The organism is Oceaniovalibus guishaninsula JLT2003 (assembly GCF_000299575.1).
Lineage (GTDB): Bacteria > Pseudomonadota > Alphaproteobacteria > Rhodobacterales > Rhodobacteraceae > Palleronia > Palleronia guishaninsula.
Genome location: NZ_AMGO01000020.1, coordinates 12,944 through 33,719, shown reverse-complemented (window position 1 = coordinate 33,719; position 20,776 = coordinate 12,944). Strand labels below are relative to the sequence as shown.

General features: G+C 67.3%; 16 protein-coding genes and 1 tRNA gene. 3 read left to right on the top strand and 14 right to left on the bottom strand.

Annotated elements, in window-relative coordinates:
- Nucleotides 1-33: 33 nt before the first annotated feature.
- Entirely contained in the window at nucleotides 34-1,476 is a 1,443-nt protein-coding gene (locus OCGS_RS05695; RefSeq protein ID WP_007426276.1) for an FAD-linked oxidase C-terminal domain-containing protein, read from the bottom strand.
- Nucleotides 1,477-1,570: 94 nt separating this feature from the next.
- On the bottom strand, nucleotides 1,571-2,356 hold the full coding sequence (locus tag OCGS_RS05690; RefSeq protein WP_007426275.1) for a TerC family protein: 786 nt from the start codon (nucleotides 2,354-2,356) through the stop codon (nucleotides 1,571-1,573).
- Nucleotides 2,357-2,489: 133 nt separating this feature from the next.
- Between OCGS_RS05690 and OCGS_RS05685 the strand changes: the two genes are divergently transcribed.
- Nucleotides 2,490-3,077 (top strand): VPLPA-CTERM sorting domain-containing protein, encoded by a 588-nt coding sequence (locus OCGS_RS05685; protein WP_007426274.1) that lies wholly within the window; start codon nucleotides 2,490-2,492, stop codon nucleotides 3,075-3,077.
- A gap of 16 nt (nucleotides 3,078-3,093) precedes the next feature.
- Here OCGS_RS05685 and OCGS_RS05680 read toward each other — a convergent pair whose 3' ends face one another.
- From OCGS_RS05680 to OCGS_RS05665, 4 genes are all read right to left on the bottom strand, one after another.
- On the bottom strand, nucleotides 3,094-5,145 hold the full coding sequence (locus OCGS_RS05680) for a membrane protein (protein ID WP_040610636.1): 2,052 nt from the start codon (nucleotides 5,143-5,145) through the stop codon (nucleotides 3,094-3,096).
- Between the two features lie 69 nt (nucleotides 5,146-5,214).
- The gene (locus OCGS_RS05675) at nucleotides 5,215-7,974 is read right to left on the bottom strand and encodes a DUF4159 domain-containing protein (protein ID WP_007426272.1); all 2,760 of its coding nucleotides are present in this window, start codon (nucleotides 7,972-7,974) and stop codon (nucleotides 5,215-5,217) included.
- Entirely contained in the window at nucleotides 7,974-8,849 is an 876-nt protein-coding gene (locus OCGS_RS05670; protein WP_007426271.1) for a DUF58 domain-containing protein, read from the bottom strand. The genes OCGS_RS05675 and OCGS_RS05670 overlap by 1 nt, the downstream gene beginning before the upstream one ends.
- Complete coding sequence (locus OCGS_RS05665; protein WP_007426270.1) at nucleotides 8,846-9,847, bottom strand: AAA family ATPase; 1,002 nt, start codon at nucleotides 9,845-9,847, stop codon at nucleotides 8,846-8,848. The genes OCGS_RS05670 and OCGS_RS05665 overlap by 4 nt, the downstream gene beginning before the upstream one ends.
- Nucleotides 9,848-9,908: 61 nt before the next feature.
- Here OCGS_RS05665 and OCGS_RS05660 point away from each other — a divergent pair, with 61 nt between their 5' ends.
- On the top strand, nucleotides 9,909-10,502 hold the full coding sequence (locus OCGS_RS05660) for a DUF1285 domain-containing protein (protein ID WP_007426269.1): 594 nt from the start codon (nucleotides 9,909-9,911) through the stop codon (nucleotides 10,500-10,502).
- 60 nt (nucleotides 10,503-10,562) lie between these two features.
- Here the strand turns inward: OCGS_RS05660 and OCGS_RS05655 are convergent, their stop codons facing one another.
- The 7 genes from OCGS_RS05655 to OCGS_RS05625 form a co-directional block, all read right to left on the bottom strand.
- The gene (locus tag OCGS_RS05655; protein ID WP_007426268.1) at nucleotides 10,563-11,084 is read right to left on the bottom strand and encodes a redoxin domain-containing protein; all 522 of its coding nucleotides are present in this window, start codon (nucleotides 11,082-11,084) and stop codon (nucleotides 10,563-10,565) included.
- Nucleotides 11,085-11,138: 54 nt separating this feature from the next.
- Nucleotides 11,139-13,919, bottom strand: coding sequence for a DNA polymerase I (gene polA / locus OCGS_RS05650; protein WP_007426267.1), 2,781 nt, complete (start codon nucleotides 13,917-13,919; stop codon nucleotides 11,139-11,141).
- Nucleotides 13,920-14,065: 146 nt separating this feature from the next.
- Nucleotides 14,066-14,968 carry a sulfotransferase family protein gene (locus OCGS_RS05645; protein ID WP_007426265.1) on the bottom strand — a complete coding sequence of 301 codons (903 nt, stop codon included), beginning with the start codon at nucleotides 14,966-14,968 and terminating at the stop codon, nucleotides 14,066-14,068.
- Nucleotides 14,965-15,360 (bottom strand): hypothetical protein, encoded by a 396-nt coding sequence (locus tag OCGS_RS15030; protein ID WP_007426264.1) that lies wholly within the window; start codon nucleotides 15,358-15,360, stop codon nucleotides 14,965-14,967. The genes OCGS_RS05645 and OCGS_RS15030 overlap by 4 nt, the downstream gene beginning before the upstream one ends.
- A gap of 102 nt (nucleotides 15,361-15,462) precedes the next feature.
- Entirely contained in the window at nucleotides 15,463-16,266 is an 804-nt protein-coding gene (locus tag OCGS_RS05635; protein ID WP_420798911.1) for an ABC transporter ATP-binding protein, read from the bottom strand.
- A gap of 457 nt (nucleotides 16,267-16,723) precedes the next feature.
- A complete protein-coding gene (locus OCGS_RS05630; protein ID WP_007426262.1) occupies nucleotides 16,724-18,679 on the bottom strand; it encodes an AMP-binding protein in 1,956 nt (651 codons plus the stop codon).
- 160 nt (nucleotides 18,680-18,839) lie between these two features.
- Complete coding sequence (locus tag OCGS_RS05625; RefSeq protein ID WP_007426261.1) at nucleotides 18,840-19,814, bottom strand: DUF481 domain-containing protein; 975 nt, start codon at nucleotides 19,812-19,814, stop codon at nucleotides 18,840-18,842.
- Nucleotides 19,815-20,199: 385 nt separating this feature from the next.
- Here OCGS_RS05625 and OCGS_RS05620 point away from each other — a divergent pair, with 385 nt between their 5' ends.
- Entirely contained in the window at nucleotides 20,200-20,670 is a 471-nt protein-coding gene (locus tag OCGS_RS05620) for a lytic transglycosylase domain-containing protein (RefSeq protein WP_007426260.1), read from the top strand.
- 5 nt (nucleotides 20,671-20,675) lie between these two features.
- Here the strand turns inward: OCGS_RS05620 and OCGS_RS05615 are convergent.
- Nucleotides 20,676-20,752: transfer RNA gene (locus OCGS_RS05615), tRNA-Met, on the bottom strand.
- Between the last annotated feature and the right edge of the window lie 24 nt (nucleotides 20,753-20,776).

The following is a 20,776-nucleotide window of genomic DNA, read 5'->3' as shown; positions in this document are numbered from 1 at the left end:
CCAAATACCTCGGGGTCCGGGGCAGCGCCCCGGTCACTCGGCCGCCACCGGGCGGCGCGACCGCGTGATGTCCAGCGGAAAGACCTTGGCGGGGTTCAGCAGCCAGGCGGGATCGAACACGTCCTTGACGCGCAACTGCGCCTCCATGTCGTCATCGGTGAACTGGTCGTGCATCAGGTCGCGCTTCTCCACGCCGACGCCATGCTCGCCCGTCAGGCAGCCCCCCACCTCGACGCAAAGCCGCAGGATGTCGGCGCCCAGTGCCTCGCACTTCTCCAGATCGCCGGGCTTGTTGGCGTCGAACAGGATCAGCGGGTGCATGTTGCCGTCGCCCGCATGGAACACGTTGGCCACGTCCAGCCCGTAGGGCACCGAAAGTTCGCGGATGCGGCGCAGCACCAGGGGCAATTCGCTGACCGGGATCGTCCCGTCGAGGCACATGTAGTCGTTGATCTGCCCCATCGCCCCGAAGGCCGACTTGCGCCCCAGCCAGATCCGCGCGCTTTCCTCGGCGGATTTGCTTTCGCGCAGCTCGACCGGGTCGAAGCCGCGCGCGATCTTCAGGATCAGCGCCAGCTGCTCGTCGATCTCGGCCGGCGATCCCTCGACCTCGACGATCAGCAGCGCCTCGCAATCGGGGTATCCCGCTTGGGCGAACGCCTCGGTCGCGCGGATGCAGGGGCGGTCCATGAACTCGATCGCCACGGGCAGCACCCCGGCCTTGATGATGGCGCTGACGCAGGCGCCCGCGGTTTCGTTGTCGTCGAACCCCATCAGAACCGGGCGCGCGCCTTCGGGCTTGGGCAGGATGCGCAGCGTCGCCTCGGTCACGACGCCAAGCTGGCCTTCGCTGCCGCAGATCACCCCCAGCAGATCGTAACCGGCAGCATCCAGATGCGGACCGCCGATTTCCAGCACGCTGCCATCCATCTGCACCAGCGTGACGCCCAGCAGGTTGTTGGTCGTCACTCCGTATTTCAGGCAATGCGCCCCGCCCGAATTCATCGCGATGTTGCCTGCGATGGCGCAGGCCAGTTGCGACGACGGATCGGGCGCATAGAAGAACCCGTCCTCCTCGACCGCGCCGGTCACGCTCAGGTTCGTCCGGCCCGATTGCACGCGGATGAAGCGGTCGTCGTAATCGGTTTCCAGCACCGCGTTCATGCGCGCGACGCCCAGGATCACGCTGTCGGCCGTGGGCAGCGCGCCGCCCGCCAGGCTGGTGCCCGATCCGCGCGGCACCACCGGCACGCCTTCCTCGTGGCAGATCCGCAGGACCGCCGCCACCTCGTCGGTGCTGCGCGGCAGGACGGCGGCCAGCGGCGGGCAGCGATAGGCGGTCAGCGCGTCGCATTCATAGGCGCGCGTCTCGTGCGGTTCGTGGATGACGGCATCCGCCGGCAGCACCGACAGCAGGCGCTGCACCACCTGCGCCTTGCGGTTCAGGATACGGACATCCGGTTCCGGCATCTGCATGGCTCACCCCCCGATCCGGTTCACGATAGGCGGCAAAGCGACCTGCCGCAATGCGGCGTGATGCGCGCCGGTCCGGCGATCTGCGGATCCGCCGTCATGCCGCGCGCCCTGTCCCCTGCGCCAGCCTTTCGCGCCGCCGCCGCGCCAGCATGTTCAGCACCTCGACCGCCACCGCGAAGGCCATGGCGGAATAGATATAGCCCTTGGGCACATGCCGCCCGAATCCGTCCGCGATCAGGACCATGCCGATCATCAGCAGGAAGGCCAACGCCAGCATCACCACCGACGGGTTGTCGTTGACGAACCGCGTCACCGGGCCTGCCGCCAGATACATCACCGCGACCGCCACGATGACCGCCACGACCATGATCGGCAACTCCTCGGTCATGCCGATGGCCGTCAGGATGCTGTCCACCGAAAACACCGCGTCCAGCGCCACGATCTGCGCGATGGCCGCGCCCAGGGTGCCCGCGCTCGGCCCCTTGCCGTGTTCGGCGGGCGGTTCGGGGCGCACCTTGTGATTGATCTCCTGCGTGGCCTTGACGACCAGGAAGATTCCGCCCGCGATCAGGATCAGGTCGCGCCAGCTGAACGCGGTCTCGAAGCTCGGCTCGCCATGCATGTCGGGGGCGCCGGTGATGCCCAGATCGAAGACCGGCGCCGTCAGTCCGACGATCCAGGCCACCACCGACAGCAGCGCCAGCCGCAGGATCAGCGCCAGCCCGATGCCGACCTGCCGCGCGCGCTTCTGCTGCGCCGGCGGCAGCTTGCCGCTGACGATCGAGATGAAGATCAGATTGTCGATTCCCAGCACGATTTCCATCGTGATCAACGCAGCCAGCGCGGCCCAGGCCTGCGGCGATGTCAGAAGGTCGAGCATGGGCGGAAGGCTCCTTTATCGGGGTCGGCGCAAGGAATGCATCCGTCCTGTAGGACGGATGGGCGCAAATGTGATATACCTCTATCGTCCGCGCCCGTTTTTCCAGCGGACATCATTCGACGAGGAGACATTCATGAAATACCTGATCCTGACCGCGGCACTGGCCGCCCTGTCCGCCGGGGCTGCATCCGCAGCCACCACGACGCTGTTCGAGGACGACTTCGACACCGAAACCGGCCGCTACAACACCACGTTGACGAACTGGACGATCGTGCAGGGGTCCGTCGATCTTGTGGGATGTAGCGGCACCGGAAAGTGCATCGACGTCGACGGATCGACGCCGCGCAGCCTGCCCACGATCATCGAGACGAAGACCGCCTTCACGCTGACATCGGGCAACACTTATGCAATCGACTTCCTGATGCCGGTCGGCACCCAGAAAGATCCGTTCACCGTCTCTTTGGGTGCCTTCAGCCGATCCTATACCGGCTATGCCTTTCCTCTGGCCGAGACGCTCAGTTTCACCGCCGGGGCGAACGCGACGGCACCCCTGCGCATCGCCCTGAACACGGTCGGGAACAACAATTACGGACCCTACCTGACACGGATCAGCCTGACGGAAACGATGGCCGTTCCGCCGGCGGTCGTGCCCCTGCCCGCGGCCGCATGGCTGCTGGCGGGCGCCCTCGGCGCGCTGGGCTTCGTCCGCCGCAAGTCCTGACCAGCCGGGGGGCGGTTCAGCGCCGCCCCTCGCGCAGCCAGGCGCCGACGCTCAGCAACCCGGCCAGCAGCAGCCATGCCCAGGCCGGCAGCAGCGGGAACGTCGTCACATCCGCCGTCAGATAGGCGTCGCGCGGCGTGATCCCGATCCAGCCGCGCCCCGCGGCCGGACGCCCTTCGCCGACCTGGCGCAGCGCGGGCAGCCCGTCGGCGATCGCACGGATCCCGCCCCTTCCGGCCTCGACAACCGGCGCCAGAAGCGACCCGTCGGCGACGGTCTGCTCGAATTCGCGCGGCGCGCTGGGACCGAGCGCGATGACCGTCTCCTCGTCGCCTTCCGCCAGACGGTAAAGCCCGGCCTCGGGCGCGTTCCAGACGGCACGGAACCGCCCCGGCGACACCGCGCGCAGCGTCAGCATCGTCACGTCGCCGTCCGGTCCCGTCACCTCGACCGGGCCGATGCCGTCGCGCAGGGTGCGCCGTTCGACGGTCATCGCCTGACCCTCGGCGCTGGCCTCCAGCGCCTCCTCCTCCAGATCGGGTTCCTTCATCATCCAGTGTGCCAGCCGCCGCAGCAGCTCCAGTTGCGGCCCGCCGCCGTCATAGCCGCGCGACCACAGCCACGCCTGATCGCTGGCCAGCAGCGCGACCCGCCCTTCGCCGACCCGGTCCAGCAGCAGCAGCGGCGCGCCGTCCGCCCCCGTCATCGCCACATCGCCCGCCACGGGGCGCAACTCGACCTGGCGCAGCCAGCGGCCCCAATCGGGCGCGTCGCCGCCGCCGTCCAGCCCTTCCGTCACCGGATGACGCTGCCCCAGATCGGTCAACTCGGGCAGGAACGACCGCTCGATCACCCGGCTGGTCGGCGCGCCGGGCAGGATGTCGCCCAGGGGCGAGCGATAAAGCGATGCCGCCGACGCGTAATCCGGCCCCGCCGCCACCAGCACCGCCCCGCCCCCCTCGACATAGGACCGCACGTTTTCCAGATAGAGCGCCGGCAGGATCCCCCGCAGCCGGTAGCGGTCGAAGATGATCAGGTCGAACTCGTCGATCTTGTCCAGAAACAGCTCGCGCGTGGGGAAGGCGATCAGCGACAGCTCGTCCACCGGCACGCCGTCCTGCTTTTCGGGCGGGCGCAGGATGGTGAAATGCACCAGATCGACGGACGGATCGCTTTTCAGCAGATTGCGCCACGTGCGTTCGCCGGCATGCGGCTCTCCGGACACCAGCAGCACGCGCAGGCGGTCGCGCACGCCGTTGATCTGCACCACGGCGGCATTGTTGCGGTCGGTCAGCTCGCCCGGCTCGGCGGCGACGCTGAACTGTATCACATTGCGCCCGGCATGGGGCAGCGTCACCGGCAGCTCCAGATCCTCGCCCACCGGGACCGAGAACTGCGCCGGCGGTCCGCCATCTACCGCGATGCTCAGCCGCACCAGCCCGTCCGAAGGGGGCGCCGCGCCCTGATCCTCGATCCGCAGGCCCAGCGTCACGGGCTCGCCCATGATGGCGAAGGCGGGCGCGGTGGTGATCGCCAGCCGCCTGTCCCAGTCGCCGGGCCGGCCCGTCAGCAGCAGATGGACAGGCGCAGGAAAGTCCGGCGCGCGGTCGATGTCGTGAATACGCCCGTCGCTGATCAGCACCGCGCCCGCCAAACGGCCGCGCGGCTCCTCGGCCATCGCGTCGGACAGTGCCGTCATCGCCAGCGATCCCGCATCGCCTTCGGCATCGCCCAGCCGCACGACGCGCAGCTCGGTATCGGGCAGCGCCGCGACCCCCGCCTCCAGCCGCGCCAGCGCCGCCTGCGTCTGGTCCGGCCGGTCCGACAGGCGCTGCGACGCGCTTTCGTCCACCACCGCGATGACGATGTCGGACAGCGGCGCGCGATCCTCGCGTTGCAGCGCGGGGCCGGACAAGGCCGCCAGAAGGGCCAGCGCCGCCAGTCCCCGCAGCCACCAGCCGGGCAGACGCCGCCAAAGGGCAAGGCCCGTCGCCGCGCCCGCAAGGATCGCCAGCGCCGCCAGCACCCAAAGCGGCACCAGCGGGTCGAGGATCACACTGCCCGTCACGTCCATGCCTTCATCTTTCCTCAAATACCCCGGGGAGCGCGAGGGGTAGGCCCCTCGCCCCGTCCCCGCCTATTGTCCCAGCCGGTCGAGCAGGGCCGGAACGTGCACCTGGTCGGATTTGTAGTTCCCCGTCAGCACGTGCATCACCAGATTGACACCGAAGCGCAGCGCGATCTCGCGCTGGCGCTCGCCCGCATAACCCCGCCCGACGGCATGCAGGGGGCGTCCGTCCTCGCCCACCGCCCAGGCGGATGCCCAGTCGTTGCCGCCGATGACCACCGGCGTCACGTTGTCGTTGAGGTTGCGGAACGGCATCCCCTCGACCGTTTCGACATCGGGCGGGGCCGCCTCGACCCAAACGTCGCGACCCGCGAACCGGCCGGGAAAGTCCTGCAACAGATAGAAGGTGCGCGTCAGGACGTGATCGGCGGGCACCGGCTCCAGCGGCGGGATGTCCAGCGGGCGCGCCAGTTCCTGCAACCGCAGGGCGGCGGGAGTCTGCGTCCCGAAGGCCGCCACATCCGCGTCGCCCGTGTCGAACAGGATCATCCCGCCGCCCCGCAGATAGGTGTTCAGCCGCGCATAGGCCTCGTCCGAAGGCCGCGGCTGATCGGGCGAAACCGGCCAGTAGAGGAACGGAAAGAACGCCAGCTCGTCCCGTTCCAGATCGACGCCGACAGGTTCGGCCGGCTCGACCGTCGTGCGGGCCTGCAACGTGCGCGACAGCCCGCGCAACCCCGCCTGCGCCAGCCCGTCCAGCCGGGCGTCGCCGGTCAGCACATGCGCCAGAACGACATCGCGCGTCGCCTCGATGGCAAAGGCTTCGTCCGCCTCTTGCGCCAGGCCCGGCAGCGGCTGGCCGACGATCATCAGGGCGGCAAGCGCCGCCACCGCGGCACGCGGCCCGCGCAGCCGTCCGGCCAGCCAAAGCGACGCGATCAGGTCGAGCGCCAGAAGCCCCAGCGCCGCCGCCAGCAGCGCGCCCTTCAGCGCGGTCTCCTGCGCCGTCTCCATTCCTTCGACGGCGATCCGGGCGGGCCATGCCGCGGGTTCCAGCCGCGTGTCGGGTCCGGTCACGTTCAGCGCGACGCGCCGGTCGTCGCCCGCATAAAGGCCGGGCGGCGTGGCGGGGCCAGGGCGCGCGGCGGCCAGTTCGGCACCCGCGACCCCCGCCAGCCCGTCCGCGTCGCCGATCCGCCCGAAGGCGTCCAGCACGGTGTCGGGCGTCCAGATCGTGCCGTCCAGATCGGCCGTGCCCGGCGGGGCGGCGCGGGTGCTGACGGCCAGGCGTTCCAGCATCGACACGAACAGCCCCGACAGCGGCAGCGACGACCATTCGGCATTGGCGGTGACGTGAAACAGCACCACCTGCCCCGCGCCGATCCGCTTGCGCGTCACCAGCGGCGTGCCGTCCTCAAGGCTGGCGATGGTCCGCTCGGCCAGATCGGGGTCGGGCTGGGCCACCACCTGCGCAGTGACGCTGACATCGCCCGGCAGCGGCAGGCCGTGGAACGGCGACGTGTCGGCGAAAGGCCGCAGCGATTTCGGCTCGCCCCAGCTCATCGCGCCGCCGATGCTGCGGCCGCCCGCGCGCAGCCGCACCGGCAACAGCGGGTCGGGACCGTCGCGGCTGACGTCGCTGGCCGCCAGACGCGGCCCCGCGAAGCGCACCAGCAAACCGCCCTCGCGCACCCAGTCCTGCAACGCTTCGCTTTGCCCCGGCGCGATACGGGCCACATCGGCCAGAACGATCGCGTCGGGATTGGCCAGCAGCACATCGCCCAGCGTGCCGTGCAGCAGATCGGTTGAAGGGGCCAGTGCCCGTTCCAGGTAATAGGTCGGCGACAGCAATTGCAGCGCCTCGCGGTCCTCGGATCCGGCGATCAGCGCCACCTCGCGCCGGCGCAGCGAATCGTCGGTCAGTGCCACGGCGGCGGCCGACCGCGCGCCCTCGATCTCGAACCGGGACACGCGGTTGCGCAGTTCGGGCGGCAGCGACAGGCGCAGCACGCCTTCGGCCTGCCCCGCCGGGAACGTCAGATCGCCCCGCGCCAGATCCCGCTCGATGCCGTTGGGATCCAGCCCGCGCGCGACGACCCCGACCGTCGCCGCGCCGTCGCTGTCCATCCGCAGCGCGGTCAGTTCGATCACGCCGTCCTGAAAGACCGGCGGCCGCAGCGCGCGCACCGGGCGGGCCGACTGGAAGACGCGCACCGTGCCCCGCTTTTCCAGCGCGGCAAGCACGGGCGCGCGCTCCTCGCGGTCGAGGCCGTCGCTCAGCCAGATCGTGTCGAAGGCGCCGTCCAGCCCATCGGCCCAGGCGGCGGCACCCTCGGGCTGCCACGGCTTCGGCATCGACGACGGCACCTGCATCGCCCAGTCGGATGCGGCGCGGAACGGCAACGGGCCTTCCGGCCGGTCGGTCAGCACCACGACGGCCGCCGTCCGGTCGTCGCGCGCCGCTTCGTCCAGCGCCTGCGCCGCGCGGTCCAGATGCCGCTGCCAGTCCCCCGCATCGGCCCATGTCCCGTCCATCAGCACCAGCAGCGGCCCCGTTCCGGCGATCCGCTGCACCGGGTTCAGCACCGGCCCCGCGAAGCCGACGATCGCCGCGGCCAGCGCCAGCATCCGCAGCAAAAGCAGCCACCAGGGCGTGCGGTCGGCGGTCTGGTCGGCATCGCGCAGCCCCAGCAGCAGCGCCACGCCTGGAAACCGCCGCCGGATCGGCGCGGGCGGCACGGCGCGCAGCACGATCCACAGCAGCGGCAGCGCGGCAAGGCCCGCCAGTAGCCACGGCGCGGTGAACCCGATGGGACCGAGAACCAGCATCAGTGATCGCGCTCCAGCGCGGCGTAAAGCCAAAGCAGCGCCGTCTGGGCGGCATCGCCCGTATGATGACAACCATATTGCCAGCCGGTCAGCCGCGCCAGATCGCGCAATTCGGCCTTGCGCGCGGCCAGCCGGTCCAGATAGCGGCCGCGCAGATCGCCCGCCTTCAGCGTCTCGTGCCGCAGACCGCCGCCCATGGATTCGAAGATCGTGCGGCCGTCGAACGGGAACGCTTCTTCCTGCGGATCGAGGATCTGCATCAGCACGCCGGAAACGCCCTTGTCCGCCGCCGCCGTCAGGGCCGCGTGAACCGGCGCGATGTCGCCCAGGAAATCGGACAGGAACACCGCCCGCGACCCCGCGCGCATGTCGCGGGTGCCGGGCGCGCCGTATTCCGCCGCCGATTCCGCGTCGCCCAGTGCCCCGGCCAGGCGCAGAAGCTGCAACTCGCCGGTTCGCGGCGGCAGGTCGCGGTCGGCCAGCCCCACCCGTTCGCCCGCGCGCAGCAGCAGGATGGCCAGCGCCAGCGCCAGTTCCGACGCGCGGTGGCCCTTGGCGGGCAGGCGGTCGCCGCTGGCGAACGCCATCGACCGGCCGCCATCCACCCACAGCATCACCGATTGCGCCGCCTGCCATTCCTTCTGGCGCAGGAAATGCCCGTCCGACCGGCCCGACCGGCGCCAGTCGATCATCCGCGCCTCGTCGCCGCCCGCGAAGGGGCGGTATTGCCAGAATTCGTCGCCCTGCCCCGGCCGCCTGCGCCCGTGACTGCCCAGCGCCACCGTCCGCGCCAGATGCCGCGCCCCCGCCAGCAGCGGCGGCAGCGGCGCCGCCAGCCCTTCGGCGCGGGCGCGCAGGGCGGCGGGATCGGTCACGCCGCGGCCCGCGCGCGCGTCGTGCCGTCCACCACCTGCGCGATGATCCCGGCCAGCGTCTCGCCCCGCGCGCGGGCGGCAAAGCTCAGCGCCATGCGGTGGCTCAGCACCGGGACCGCCATCGCCGCCACGTCGTCCGCATCGGGCGCCAGCCGCCCGTCCAGCAGCGCCCGCGCGCGCACCGTCAGCATCAGCGCCTGCGCCGCGCGCGGCCCCGGCCCCCAGCCGACATGGTCGCGCACCGCCTGCGGGGCGCGCTCGTCCTCGGGGCGGCAGGCGCGCACCAGATCGAGGATCGTCTCGACCACCGCATCGCCCACCGGCATCCGCCGCAGCAGCGCCTGCGCCTCGATCAGCTGCGCGGCGGTAAAGACGGCATGGGCCTGATCCTCGACCGCGCCCGTCGTCGCCAGCAGGATGTCGCGCTCGGTCGCGCGGTCGGGATAGGGCACGTCGATCTGCACCAGAAACCGGTCGAGCTGCGCCTCGGGCAGCGGATAGGTGCCTTCCTGCTCGATCGGGTTCTGCGTCGCCAGGACGTGAAATGGCGCTTCCAGCCCGTGCGGCTGGCCGGCGATGGTGACGGATTTTTCCTGCATCGCCTGCAACAGCGCCGATTGCGTGCGCGGGCTGGCGCGGTTGATCTCGTCGGCCATCAGCAACTGGCAGAAAACCGGCCCCTCGATGAAGCGGAACGCGCGGCTTCCGTCGGCGCCCGTCTCCAGCACTTCGGACCCAAGAATGTCGGCGGGCATCAGATCGGGGGTGAACTGCACCCGCGCGCTTTTCAGCCCCATGACCGTGCCCAGCGCGTCGACCAGCCGCGTCTTGCCCAGGCCCGGCAGCCCGATCAGCAGCCCGTGGCCGCCGCAAAGCAGCGCCGACAGCACCAGATCGACCACCTGCGTCTGGCCGATGAAGCGCCGCGTGATGCTGGCCCGCGCCTCGCGCAGGCGGTCGCCCAGCGCGTCGATCTCGTCCAGCAGAACCTCGGACATGACTTCTCTCCTCGCGCGGCTATGTCGGGGGTATGATGCGAACCTATCGCGGCGGGCACAAATGGCAAAAGAGACGCAAGGACAATTCGGCGTGACCCCCAGCGCCGCCGGCATCGCGGAAAGCGCCCGCGCGGCGGCCAAGGGCGGATTGCCGCCGGTCGAGAAATGGGATCCGCCATTCTGCGGCGATCTGGACATGCGCATCGCGCGCGACGGCACATGGTTCTACGACGGCACGCCCATCGGCCGCCCGGCGCTGGTGCGGCTGTTCTCGACCATCCTCAAGCGCGAGGGCGAACGGCATTATCTGGTCACGCCGGTCGAGAAGGTGGGCATCGCCGTCGACGACGCGCCTTTCGTCGCCGTCGATTTCGACGTCGCGGGCGATCCGCCGGCGCTGACCTTCACCACCAATGTCGGCGATACCGTCACCGCCGGACCCGACCACGCCATCCGCGTCGAACGGGATGCCGAGACGGGCGAACCTGCGCCCTATCTGCATGTGCGCCGGGGTCTGGAAGCGCTGATCGACCGCAAGAGCTTCTACCGCCTGGTCGAGATCGGCGAGACCGCGCCGCATGATGGGGCCGAGTGGTTCGGGGTGCGGTCGCAAGGCATGTTCTTTCCCATCATTCCGGCGTCGGACCTGCCCTGACGGACGGGGCGAGGGGCCAGCCCCTCGCGCTCCCCGAGGTATTTGAAGAAAGATGAAGGCCTATCCATGCGTGCCGCGCGGCGGATAGTCCTTTTCCGCGATGAAATCGGCCTTGCCCAGCAGAAACTCGAGGTCGGGCCGCGCGAACGGCATGTTCGATATCGCCGCCATGTAAAGCGTGCCGTCGGGCTTCACCCAGAACACCGCCGGTTCGGCGAAGACGGACGTTTCGGCATCCGAAATGCTGTCCGACAAATAAAGTCCCCAATCGCGCGCCTGATCTTCCGTCAACCCGTATCCCATCGGAATGTCCGCGAGATCCCAGTCGTCATGGGCCTTCTTGGCCTTGTCCTCGGGGTCCATCGACAAGGTGAGCACGTTGAACCCCTTGTCGAGATACCCCTGATAAAGCGCCTTCAGCCCTTGCAGATAGGCCTTGCAGACCGGGCAATGCAGGCCGCGATAGACGACGATCATGGTGAAGCTGTCCGGCTCCTGCCGGTCCAGGCTCCATTCGGTACCGATGATCAGCGGAACGGTCAGGGCGGGCGCGGGCGCGCCGGGCGTCGGGGTTGTGGGCATGAAGGCTCCTGTCGGTTGGCAGGGCGTCAGCGCCACCGGCGCGGATCGGTTCCGCTAATGCGCCTGCGCCCAATTGGCGCCCGTGCCGGCATCGACCTCCAGCGGGACGGACAAGGCGATTGCGGGCAGCGCCGCGCCCTCCATCACGTCGCGCGCGGCGGCGATCAGGGCGTCCTGATGGCCCTCGTCCACCTCGAACAGCAATTCGTCGTGCACCTGCAACAACATGCGTGCGGGAATGCCCGCGATCGCAGCCTCCATTCGCACCATCGCGCGGCGGATCACGTCGGCGGCAGTCCCCTGGATGGGCGCGTTGATGGCCGCGCGCCTGGCGAACCCCGCGCCCGGCCCCCGCGCGTTGATCTCGGGCGTGTGGATGCGGCGGCCGAACAGCGTCTCGACCCGGCCGTGTTCCTTGGCGAAGCGCACGGTGTCGTCCATGTAGTCCTTGATGCCCGGAAACCGCTGGAAATAGCGGTCGATGAAGCCCTGCGCCTGGTCGCGCGGAATCCGCAGGTTGCGTGCCAGCCCGAAGCCGCTGATGCCGTAGATCACCCCGAAATTGATCGCCTTGGCCTGCCGCCGCACTTCGGGCGTCATGCGCTCCAGCGGCACGCCGAACATCTCGGACGCGGTCAGCGCGTGGATGTCCTGCCCGTCGCGGAACGCCTGCTTCAGCTCGTCTATGCCGGCGATATGGGCGAGGATCCGCAGCTCGATCTGGCTGTAGTCGAGGCTGACCAGCACGCGGTCCTCGGGGGCGACGAATGCCTCGCGGATGCGGCGGCCTTCCTCGGTCCGCACGGGGATGTTCTGCAGGTTCGGGTCGGTCGAGGCCAGCCGCCCGGTATTCGCCCCCGCGATGGAATAGGACGTGTGCACGCGGCCCGTGGCGGGGTCGATATGATCCTGCAACGCATCGGTATAGGTCGATTTTAGCTTGGAGATCTGCCGCCAATCCAGCACCCGGCCGGGCAGTTCGTGTTCGGTCGCCAGATCCTCGAGGATGTCGGCGCCCGTGGCATAGGCACCGGTCTTGCCCTTCTTGCCCCCCGGCAGGCCCAGCCGGTCGAACAGGATCTCGCCCAGCTGCTTGGGGCTGCTGACCATGAAATCCGCGCCGGCCAGTTCGCGGATCTCGGATTCCAGCCGCGCCATGGTCTGCGCGAAGGCGCCCGACATGCGTGACAGCGTGTCGCGGTCCACCTGCACGCCGGCCATCTCCATCCGCGCCAGGACCGGGACCAGCGGCCGTTCCAGCGTTTCATAGACGGTCGTGACGCGGCTGCGATGCAGTTGCGGCCGGAACGCCTGCCACAGCCGGAAGGTAATGTCGGCATCCTCGCCCGCATAGTCCACGGCCTTGTCGACCGCCACTTTGTCGAAGGTGATCTGCGCCTTGCCGGTGCCGATCACCTGCTTGATGGGGATGGGCGTATGCGCCAGATAGCGTTCCGCCAGCGTGTCCATGCCATGATTGTGCAGGCCGCCATGCAGCGCATAGGACAGCAGCATCGTGTCGTCCACGGGCGCCATGTCGATCCCCAGCCGGGCGAGGATCTTGACATCGTACTTGGCGTTCTGCGCGATCTTCAGCACCGCCGGGTCTTCCAGCAGCGGCTTCAGCATCGCCAGCGCGCGGTCCATCGGCATCTGCCCCTCGGCCAAGGCGTCGCTGGCGAACAGATCCTCGCCCGCATCCCGCTTGTGCGCCAGCGGCACGTAACAGGCCCGCCCCGGCGCCACGGCCAGCGACACGCCGACCAGAGCCGCGCGCATTTCGTTCAGCGCGGTCGTTTCGGTGTCGACGGCGACATGGCCCGTGGCGCGGGCCCGGTCGATCCAGATCCGCAACGCCGCCTCGTCGCGCACGTGTTCGTAGCTGCCGAAATCCGGCGCGTCGTCAGGGGTCGCGACCTGCGGTTCGGGGATCGCCGGGGCGGTCTGGCCCATCGCCTCGGCCACGCGGCGGGTGATGCTGCGGAACTCCATCGCCGTCAGGAAAGCGATCAGGTCGTCGGCGACCGGATCCTTCACTTCCAGGCTGTCCAGATCATAGTCCAGATCCATCCCGCAATCGAGCTGCACCAGACGTTTCGACAGCCGGATCTGGTCGGCATGGTCGATCAGCACCTGCCGGCGCTTGGGCTGCTTGATCTCGGCCGCGCGGTCCAGCAGCGTATCGAGATCGCCGAACTCGTTGATCAGAAGGGCCGCCGTCTTGATGCCGATGCCCGGCGCGCCCGGCACGTTGTCGATGGAATCGCCCGCCAGCGCCTGCACGTCCACCACCCGTTCGGGGCCGACGCCGAACTTGGCGATGACGCCCTCGCGGTCGATGGTGGCGTTCTTCATCGCGTCGAACATCACCACGCCGTCGCCGACAAGCTGCATCAGGTCCTTGTCGGAACTGACGATCGTCACCCGCCCCCCGGCCTCGCGCGCGCGGCAGGCAAGGCTGGCGATGATGTCGTCGGCCTCGAACCCTTCCTGTTCCAGACAGGCGATGTTGAAGGCGCGCGTCGCCTCGCGGGTCAGCGGGATCTGGGGGCGCAGATCCTCGGGCATCTCGGTCCGGTTGGCCTTGTAGGCGTCGTAAAGCTCGTTGCGGAAGGTCTGCGATCCCTTGTCGAAGACCACCGCCGCATGGGTCGGCGCGTCGGGGCCGCGATTGTCGCGGATCGTCTTGAACAGCATGTTGACGAAGCCCGACACCGCCCCCACCGGCAACCCGTCCGACGCCCGCGTCAGCGGGGGCAGCGCGTGATAGGCGCGAAAGATGAAGGCCGACCCGTCGATCAGATGCAGGTGATGGCCCTTGCCGAATGTCGTCATGCTGTCCGTCCGCGTGCTTTGGGGGCCTGCGCGGTGTGCCATGTTTGCGGCGATGCCGCCAGCGATGTTGTTCGTGGGGCTGACCCCGGCATCTTGCCCGCCGGGCGCCGCCATTGCCCCGGCCCCCGGCCGTCTGACGCGGCGCTTCAGTCCCGCCGATAGGCCGCGTTCGCCCGTCCCGCCAGCCTGTCGAAGACGGCGCCCTGTTCCGGCGTCATCTCGGTCCGCCAGCTTTCGTCGGGCCGGATCGCCTGTCCCAGATCGGCATAGAACCTGCGCCGCGCGGTCGAGGTCAGCGGTTGCGCCGGATGATCTCCGCCGTTCCAGCAAAGCGAGATCGTGCCGTGATTACCGCGCAGGATATGATGCGGATGCGTCCAGTAGGACGCCATGTCCGGCACCGGCGTCAGCCCTAGAAACCCGCAGATCCGCTCCGCCGCCGCTTGGGGCGCGTCGGCCACATCCTCATAAGCGATCCGAAGGCGGCGGTCGGCGGGAAAGGCATCGAACGCCGCCTCGGCCCGCTGCACGTTCGCCAGCCATTTGCGGACATGATCCTCGAAAGGAACCCTGGTGAATTTCCGCGCCCAGGAATGGACCGCGCCGCGCCCGTCCCGCGTGGCCAGCAGCAGCCGGGGTTCGGCCCCCGCCCAGTCATCGGCCACCGCCAGACGGCGGTTCAGCCAGCCGACCTGCTTTGAACTGTCCACCAGCACCCGCGCGCCCGTCGCCTCGAAGATCGGCGCATAGAAGGGGCCGTCGTTCGGTTGCCGCTCGAAAGACGGATCCGCATCCGTTACCCGCACCTGGCGCATCAGCAGCGCCCGCATGTCCGCGCGGTCCCAGACGGGGCAATCGGTCGCGCAGCACAGGCATGGCGTGCTGCGCGCCTTGCGGTGCTGTTCGTTCAGCGCCCCGGCGACATTCTCGACCTCGCCCAGCGCCAGACATTCGGGATGCGATCCGGCGATCATCGTGACCAGCGTGCTGCCGCTGCGCGGATTGCCGATCACGAAAAGGACGGACCGCCCCGCTGCCGTGTCCGTCACCAGTTTTCGGTTCCCGGCGTGCTGGCGTCCCGGCCAGGATGCGGCCCCACCGCCGAGGGGCATTCGCAATCGGCCAGCAGGTCGGTGGCCTTCTCGCTGCGCTTGCCGGCCGGCACCGCCTCCAGCGCCGCGCGGGCCGCGCGCAGGCCCCAGTCGATATCGCCCTCGACCCAGGCCGGCCGGTCCTCGCCCGCCTCGCGGCCCCGCGCGTCGCGCGATTGCCGGGCGATGCGCCCGAAGGCCGACAACGCCGCCTCGCGTTCGTCGCGGCGCAGCTCGTCCAGATCCTCGGGGCCGAACTTCGCCACCATGTCGGCGGCCCAGTCGGGCAGCCCACGATCGTCGCCCAGAATGTCGGCCAGCGTCTTCTTGGTCCAGGTATAGTCGGTCATCGGTGCCCTCCATTTGCCGGCCCAACGTGGCGCGGCGGGGTTCCGTTCACCGGCGGCGGCGAATTGTACGTTTCGGCCCCTGAACTGTACAATTTGTACGTTTCAGTCGTGCGCGACGCCCAGATAGGCGTCGATCACTTCCTGATTGCCGCGCACCTCGTCGGGGGTGCCGTCGCCGATCTTGCGGCCGTAATCCATCACCACCACGCGGTCGGACAGGTCCATGACGACGCCCATATCGTGTTCGATCAGGGCCACCGTCGTCCCGAATTCGTCATTCACGTCAAGGATATAGCGGCTCATATCCTCCTTCTCCTCGACGTTCATGCCGGCCATCGGCTCGTCCAGCAGCAGCAGCTTGGGCTCGGCGGCCAGCGCGCGGGCCAGTTCCACCCGCTTCTTCAACCCGTAAGGCAGCCGCCCCACCGGAGTCTTGCGGATATGCTGGATCTCCAGAAAGTCGATAATCTTCTCAACGACTTCCCGGTTCTCCACCTCCTCGCGCTGCGCCCTTCCCCACCAGATCGCCTGGCTCAGCAACCCCGATTTCATCTCGGTCAACCGCCCGGTCATCACGTTGTCCAGAACGCTCATTCCCTCGAACAGGGCGATGTTCTGAAACGTCCGTGCAACCCCTTGACGCGCAACCATATATGGCTTGACGGCGGGCCGCTTCTGCCCCCGAAACCAGACCTCCCCTTCCTGCGGAGTATAGAACCCGCTGATCACATTCAGCATCGACGATTTCCCAGCCCCGTTCGGCCCGATGATCGCCCGGATCTCGCCCTCGCGGATGTCGAAGCTGATATCCTTGATCGCCTCCACGCCGCCAAACCGCAAGGTGATGTGCCGCAGGTCCAGAAGGACACCGCCTATGGTGCGGGAAGTCGTGATTTCTGGCAGAATAGCATTCACAAGGGTAACTCACCTCTGCTTTGTCATCGGCCACCACATTGGCCCATTTCTAATGTTTGATACTACCTTATGCCGATCACGACTTATTTGACAGGCTCCAGTATGCGCCTTAGGCGGTTAATACGGCGACGAAGATCGCCTCCAGCCCCCTTGGAATGTCTCTCGGCAACAGGAATTCTCTTATACTCCGATATACTGGCAGCGAGGTCCTTCTTTATCTCGTATATATACGCCCTTAATAACTTTCGGTGTTCAGTCCGCTTAATGGGGCTTCTAATTACGCTCTTAGAAGTCTTATGAGAGCTAACTGACTTATCATCTTCAGAACGTTTATACACTTTCCTCTTAAAACTACTGGGTTTTCCATCGTTGATCGAGGGAACCCGCTCTGCCCCACGCTTATGAATTTTTGTAGTCTGTTGGGTTTTGGACCAATCCAATCTCTTACTCATTCCGCCGCCATCCTCTGATCCGCGAGGGGAACCACTTCGGCATCCTGAATCTTCAGCGTCGCGCGGATTTTTCCTTTGCGACCGTCCTCATAGGTCACTTCGGTCTCGGTATAGATCTCGTCCCTCCCGTCATACAGCGCATCGACAAGGTCGCGGAACTTGTCGGCAATGACCGCGCGGCGGACTTTCTGCGTTCGCGTCAGCTCGCCGTCATCGGCGTCCAACTGCTTGTGCAGAACCAGAAATCTGTGAACCTGACAGCCCGACAGCATCTCGTCCTCGGCGACCGAACGGTTCACCTCGGCCACGTGAGCGCGCATCATCTCCAGCACGCGGGGATGCTGCGACAACTCCTGATAGCTGGCATAGGCGATATTGTTGCGCTCGGCCCAGTTGCCCACCGCGTTCAGGTCGATGTTAAGGAACGCGACGCACCGGTCCCGCCCGGCCCCGAAAACCACCGCCTCAAGGATATTCGGAAAGAACTTCAGCTTGTTCTCGACGTATTTCGGCGCGAACAGCCGCCCGTCCGACAGCTTGGCGACATCCTTGGCGCGGTCGATGATCCGCAACTGGCCGCTTTCTTTGTCGATGAACCCGGCATCCCCCGTCGCCACCCAGCCTTCGGAATCCTTGGTCGAGGCGGTGCTTTCGTCGTTCTTGTAATACCTTTCGAACACGCCCGGCGAGCGATAGAAAACCTCGCCGTTATCGGCGATCCGCAGTTCCACGCCGGGGCTGGGAACGCCGACGCAATCGGACCGCACGCCATCGTCGGGCTGTTGGGTAATGAAGACCGATGCCTCGGTCTGGCCGTAAAGCTGCTTGAGGTTGATGCCAAGTCCCCGGTAAAAGTCGAAAATTTCCGGCCCGATCGCCTCGCCCGCCGTATAGCCGACGCGCACGCGGCTGAACCCCAGCGTGTTCTTCAGCGGCCCGTAAACCAGCACTTCGCCCAGCCGGTATTGCATCCGGTCCCAGGCACCCACCTGTCTGTCGTCCAGAATGGCGGGACCGACACGGCGCGCCACGGCCATATACGTATCGAACAGCCATTTCTTGATCCGCGTCGCATCCTCCATACGGATCATCACGTTGGTCAGTTGCGATTCGAAGACGCGGGGCGGCGCGAAATAATAGGTCGGTCCGATCTCACGCAGATCCTGCATCATCGTATCGGGGGATTCGGGGCAGTTAACGCAGAACCCCGTCCAATAGGCTTGCCCGATCGAGAATATGAAATCGCCGACCCAGGCCATCGGCAGATAGGCCAGAACCTCGTCATCGACGCTCAACCGGTCGAATTCGGCGCTGTTCTTCGATGTCTCGATGATATTGCGGTTCGACAGCACCACGCCCTTCGGACGCCCTGTCGTGCCGCTGGTATAGAGCATCACGCAGGTATCGCCATAGCCGAGCGCATCGGTGCGGCGTTGCAATTCATCGGCCAGACGGTCGCGCGCGTCCCGCCCGCGGGCCTGAACGTCGGTATAGGCGGTCAGCACCGAATGGTCGTAACGCCGCAGGCCGCGTGGATCGAGATAGACGATCTGGCGCAGCGCGGTCAGGCTGGCTTGGGCATCGCGCAGCTTGTCGACCTGTTCCTGATCCCCGACAATGGCCATGACGGCGCCGCAATGATCCATCGCATAGGCGACTTCCTCGGCCGCGGCGTCCTGATAGAGCGGCACGGGAATCCCGCCCGCGCGCTGCACGGCGACCATCGCCCAGTAAAGGTGCGGCCGGTTCCGGCCGGCGATGGCCACATGTTCGCCCGGCGCCAGCCCCATATCGACAAGGCCCAGGGCCAGCGCCGCGATCTCGGCGGCGGCTTCGGCCCAGGTCCAGCTTTGCCAGATCCCGAATTCCTTTTCGCGGTAGGCGGTGCGCGCGCCGTGGCGCGCGACGTTGCGCGCCAGAAGCGCCGGAATGGAGGTCGGTGCCTCGGTCAATGGGGTCTCTCCCGGTCGGCCTGTCGTCTGCCCGCTTCGCGGATCGTTGACTTAGACCGTGACGGATTCTGCGGATGCGTCAATAGCCGCGAGACGGATGCCCCTACGTAAAACGGGCGGAGCCGAAGCCCCGCCCGTCGCTGTCGCCCGGAAAAGGCGATCAGTTGAAGTTGTAAACCACGGCGACGCCCAGACGGTTGTCGGTACTGTCGCGGCTGCCGATGGGATCGGTGTGGTATTCGGTTTGCAGGCTGGTCCGCAGCGCCAGGCGGTTCGACATCGCCACGTTCAGACCGGCATCGTTGTAAACGACCGTATCGGCCGAAGACGTGATGATGTCGGTGTCGATGGTGAAGAACACGGTGTCGTTGATCCGCTGGAAGTAGTTCGACGACACGCCGAACGCGGCTTCGTTGATGTCGTCACCGTCGCCTTCAAGGATGTCGCCGCTGAGGATCGCGTTGTCGATATTGCCGAAATCCGAGAACCGATAGCCCGGTCCGGCCTGGATGGCCCACTGCTGATCCGGCGTGTTGATGATGCGATAGCCGATGCCCAGCCCCAGGAACACGTCGTTCCGGCGATAGGCCTCGTCCTCGTTGTCGTTGATGCCGTCGCCATCCGCGTCGACGAAATCGCTGCCGCCTTCGTCGTCGCCGTTATAGGAACCCTGCAACTTCACGAAGCCGTAAAGATCGGGGTTGAAGTCACGGGTGTACTGGAATTCGTACAGCAGGTTGTCCTGGCTGGTCTGAAGTTCGTCCTCGCCCGCCTCGTTCTTGTACTCGCCGCGCGAGAAGGCATAGGACAGGTTCAGCTCATAGCCGTTGACGCCGTCGAAATAGCCCAGATTGGCGCCGATGCCGAGGTTGTAGTCGCGGTCGTTGCCGTCGGTCGCAAGACCGCGGGCCGAAAGCGATCCGTCGAAGCCCAGACGGCGGCCTTCGTTGCCGAACCGGTCCACGTTGCGCTCGAAATCGTCTTCGATGTCGTCGGCAAGGTCTTCGTTACGCTCTTCGACGGCGCTTTTGCCGGTGCCGAAGCCGGTATTGGCGAAGGTGTCGGTCTGCGCCAGCGCTGCGGTGCCGATGACGCTCGCCAGAGCGGCGAGAGCGAGTGAGGTGTTCATTTTCATCGGGTGTCCCCTTCTTTCGATGCAAGATGTACCGGTGGGGTCGTGCTGGACCTGTCCGGGATGCGCCGACCTAACGCATCCCAAAGGTGAACGGACCCTGCATTCGCTACGCCGTTCCCGTTGGCGACATAAAGAACACATCGGCCAGATTTCGCTTGGTTAATTGTTATCCGTTGCAATAGGTTAGACGGCATATCCCCCGGCTGGACCCACCCTTGGAAATTATTGTGCAACCGGGGGAACCGATCCCGGCGGTTGCCAACGCGCCGCGTGCCCGCCCGATGACCGCCGCGTCGGCAAGGTTCCGCCGGTCGGCCCGGTCGGACGCCCCTGCCGTCGATCTGCCGCTTGCTCGGACGGACGCGCCCGGCCATGGATTTCGGTCATGCGTATTGCCCTGATCCTGTCCTGCCTTGCCCTCGCCGCCTGCGCCGGCAAGGCCCCGCCGGCAAGCCGCGCGTCCTTCGGACCCGCCGATCTGCCCGAACTCAACCGTCTGATCGACCGTGTGTCGGACGAATACCGCGTCCCGAGATCGCTGGTGCACCGGATCGTGCAGCGCGAAAGCGGCTATCGCCCGCAGGCGCGCAACGGCCCCTATATGGGTCTGATGCAGATCCTGCCCGAAACCGCGGCGACGATGGGCCATCGCGGCCCCGCCGCCGATCTGCTGAACGCCGAAACGAACCTGCGCTATGCGGTGCCGTATCTGCGCGGCGCATGGATCGTCGCGGACGGCAACGAAGAGGCCGCCGTGGGCTGGTATGCGCGGGGGTATTACTATGAAGCGCGCAACCGCTGCCTGCTGGTCGAAACCGGGCTGAAGGACCGCGAGGTCGCGAAGAACTGCCGCTGAGCGGATGGTAGCGTGGGGCGGACTTGAACCGCCGACCCCAGCATTATGAGTGCTGTGCTCTAACCAGCTGAGCTACCACGCCATGCATCCGGCGCCCCCGATAGGC

Excerpts from the sequence above, each read along its gene's own strand:
- OCGS_RS05660 (WP_007426269.1), top strand. The coding sequence starts at position 9,909 with ATGGCAAAAGAGACGCAAGGACAATTCGGCGTGACCCCCAGCGCCGCC.
- OCGS_RS05695 (WP_007426276.1), bottom strand. The coding sequence starts at position 1,476 with ATGCAGATGCCGGAACCGGATGTCCGTATCCTGAACCGCAAGGCGCAG.
- OCGS_RS05690 (WP_007426275.1), bottom strand. The coding sequence starts at position 2,356 with ATGCTCGACCTTCTGACATCGCCGCAGGCCTGGGCCGCGCTGGCTGCG.
- OCGS_RS05625 (WP_007426261.1), bottom strand. The coding sequence starts at position 19,814 with ATGAAAATGAACACCTCACTCGCTCTCGCCGCTCTGGCGAGCGTCATC.
- OCGS_RS15030 (WP_007426264.1), bottom strand. The coding sequence starts at position 15,360 with ATGACCGACTATACCTGGACCAAGAAGACGCTGGCCGACATTCTGGGC.
- OCGS_RS05675 (WP_007426272.1), bottom strand. The coding sequence starts at position 7,974 with ATGCTGGTTCTCGGTCCCATCGGGTTCACCGCGCCGTGGCTACTGGCG.
- OCGS_RS05655 (WP_007426268.1), bottom strand. The coding sequence starts at position 11,084 with ATGCCCACAACCCCGACGCCCGGCGCGCCCGCGCCCGCCCTGACCGTT.
- OCGS_RS05620 (WP_007426260.1), top strand. The coding sequence starts at position 20,200 with ATGCGTATTGCCCTGATCCTGTCCTGCCTTGCCCTCGCCGCCTGCGCC.
- polA (WP_007426267.1), bottom strand. The coding sequence starts at position 13,919 with ATGACGACATTCGGCAAGGGCCATCACCTGCATCTGATCGACGGGTCG.
- OCGS_RS05685 (WP_007426274.1), top strand. The coding sequence starts at position 2,490 with ATGAAATACCTGATCCTGACCGCGGCACTGGCCGCCCTGTCCGCCGGG.
- OCGS_RS05665 (WP_007426270.1), bottom strand. The coding sequence starts at position 9,847 with ATGTCCGAGGTTCTGCTGGACGAGATCGACGCGCTGGGCGACCGCCTG.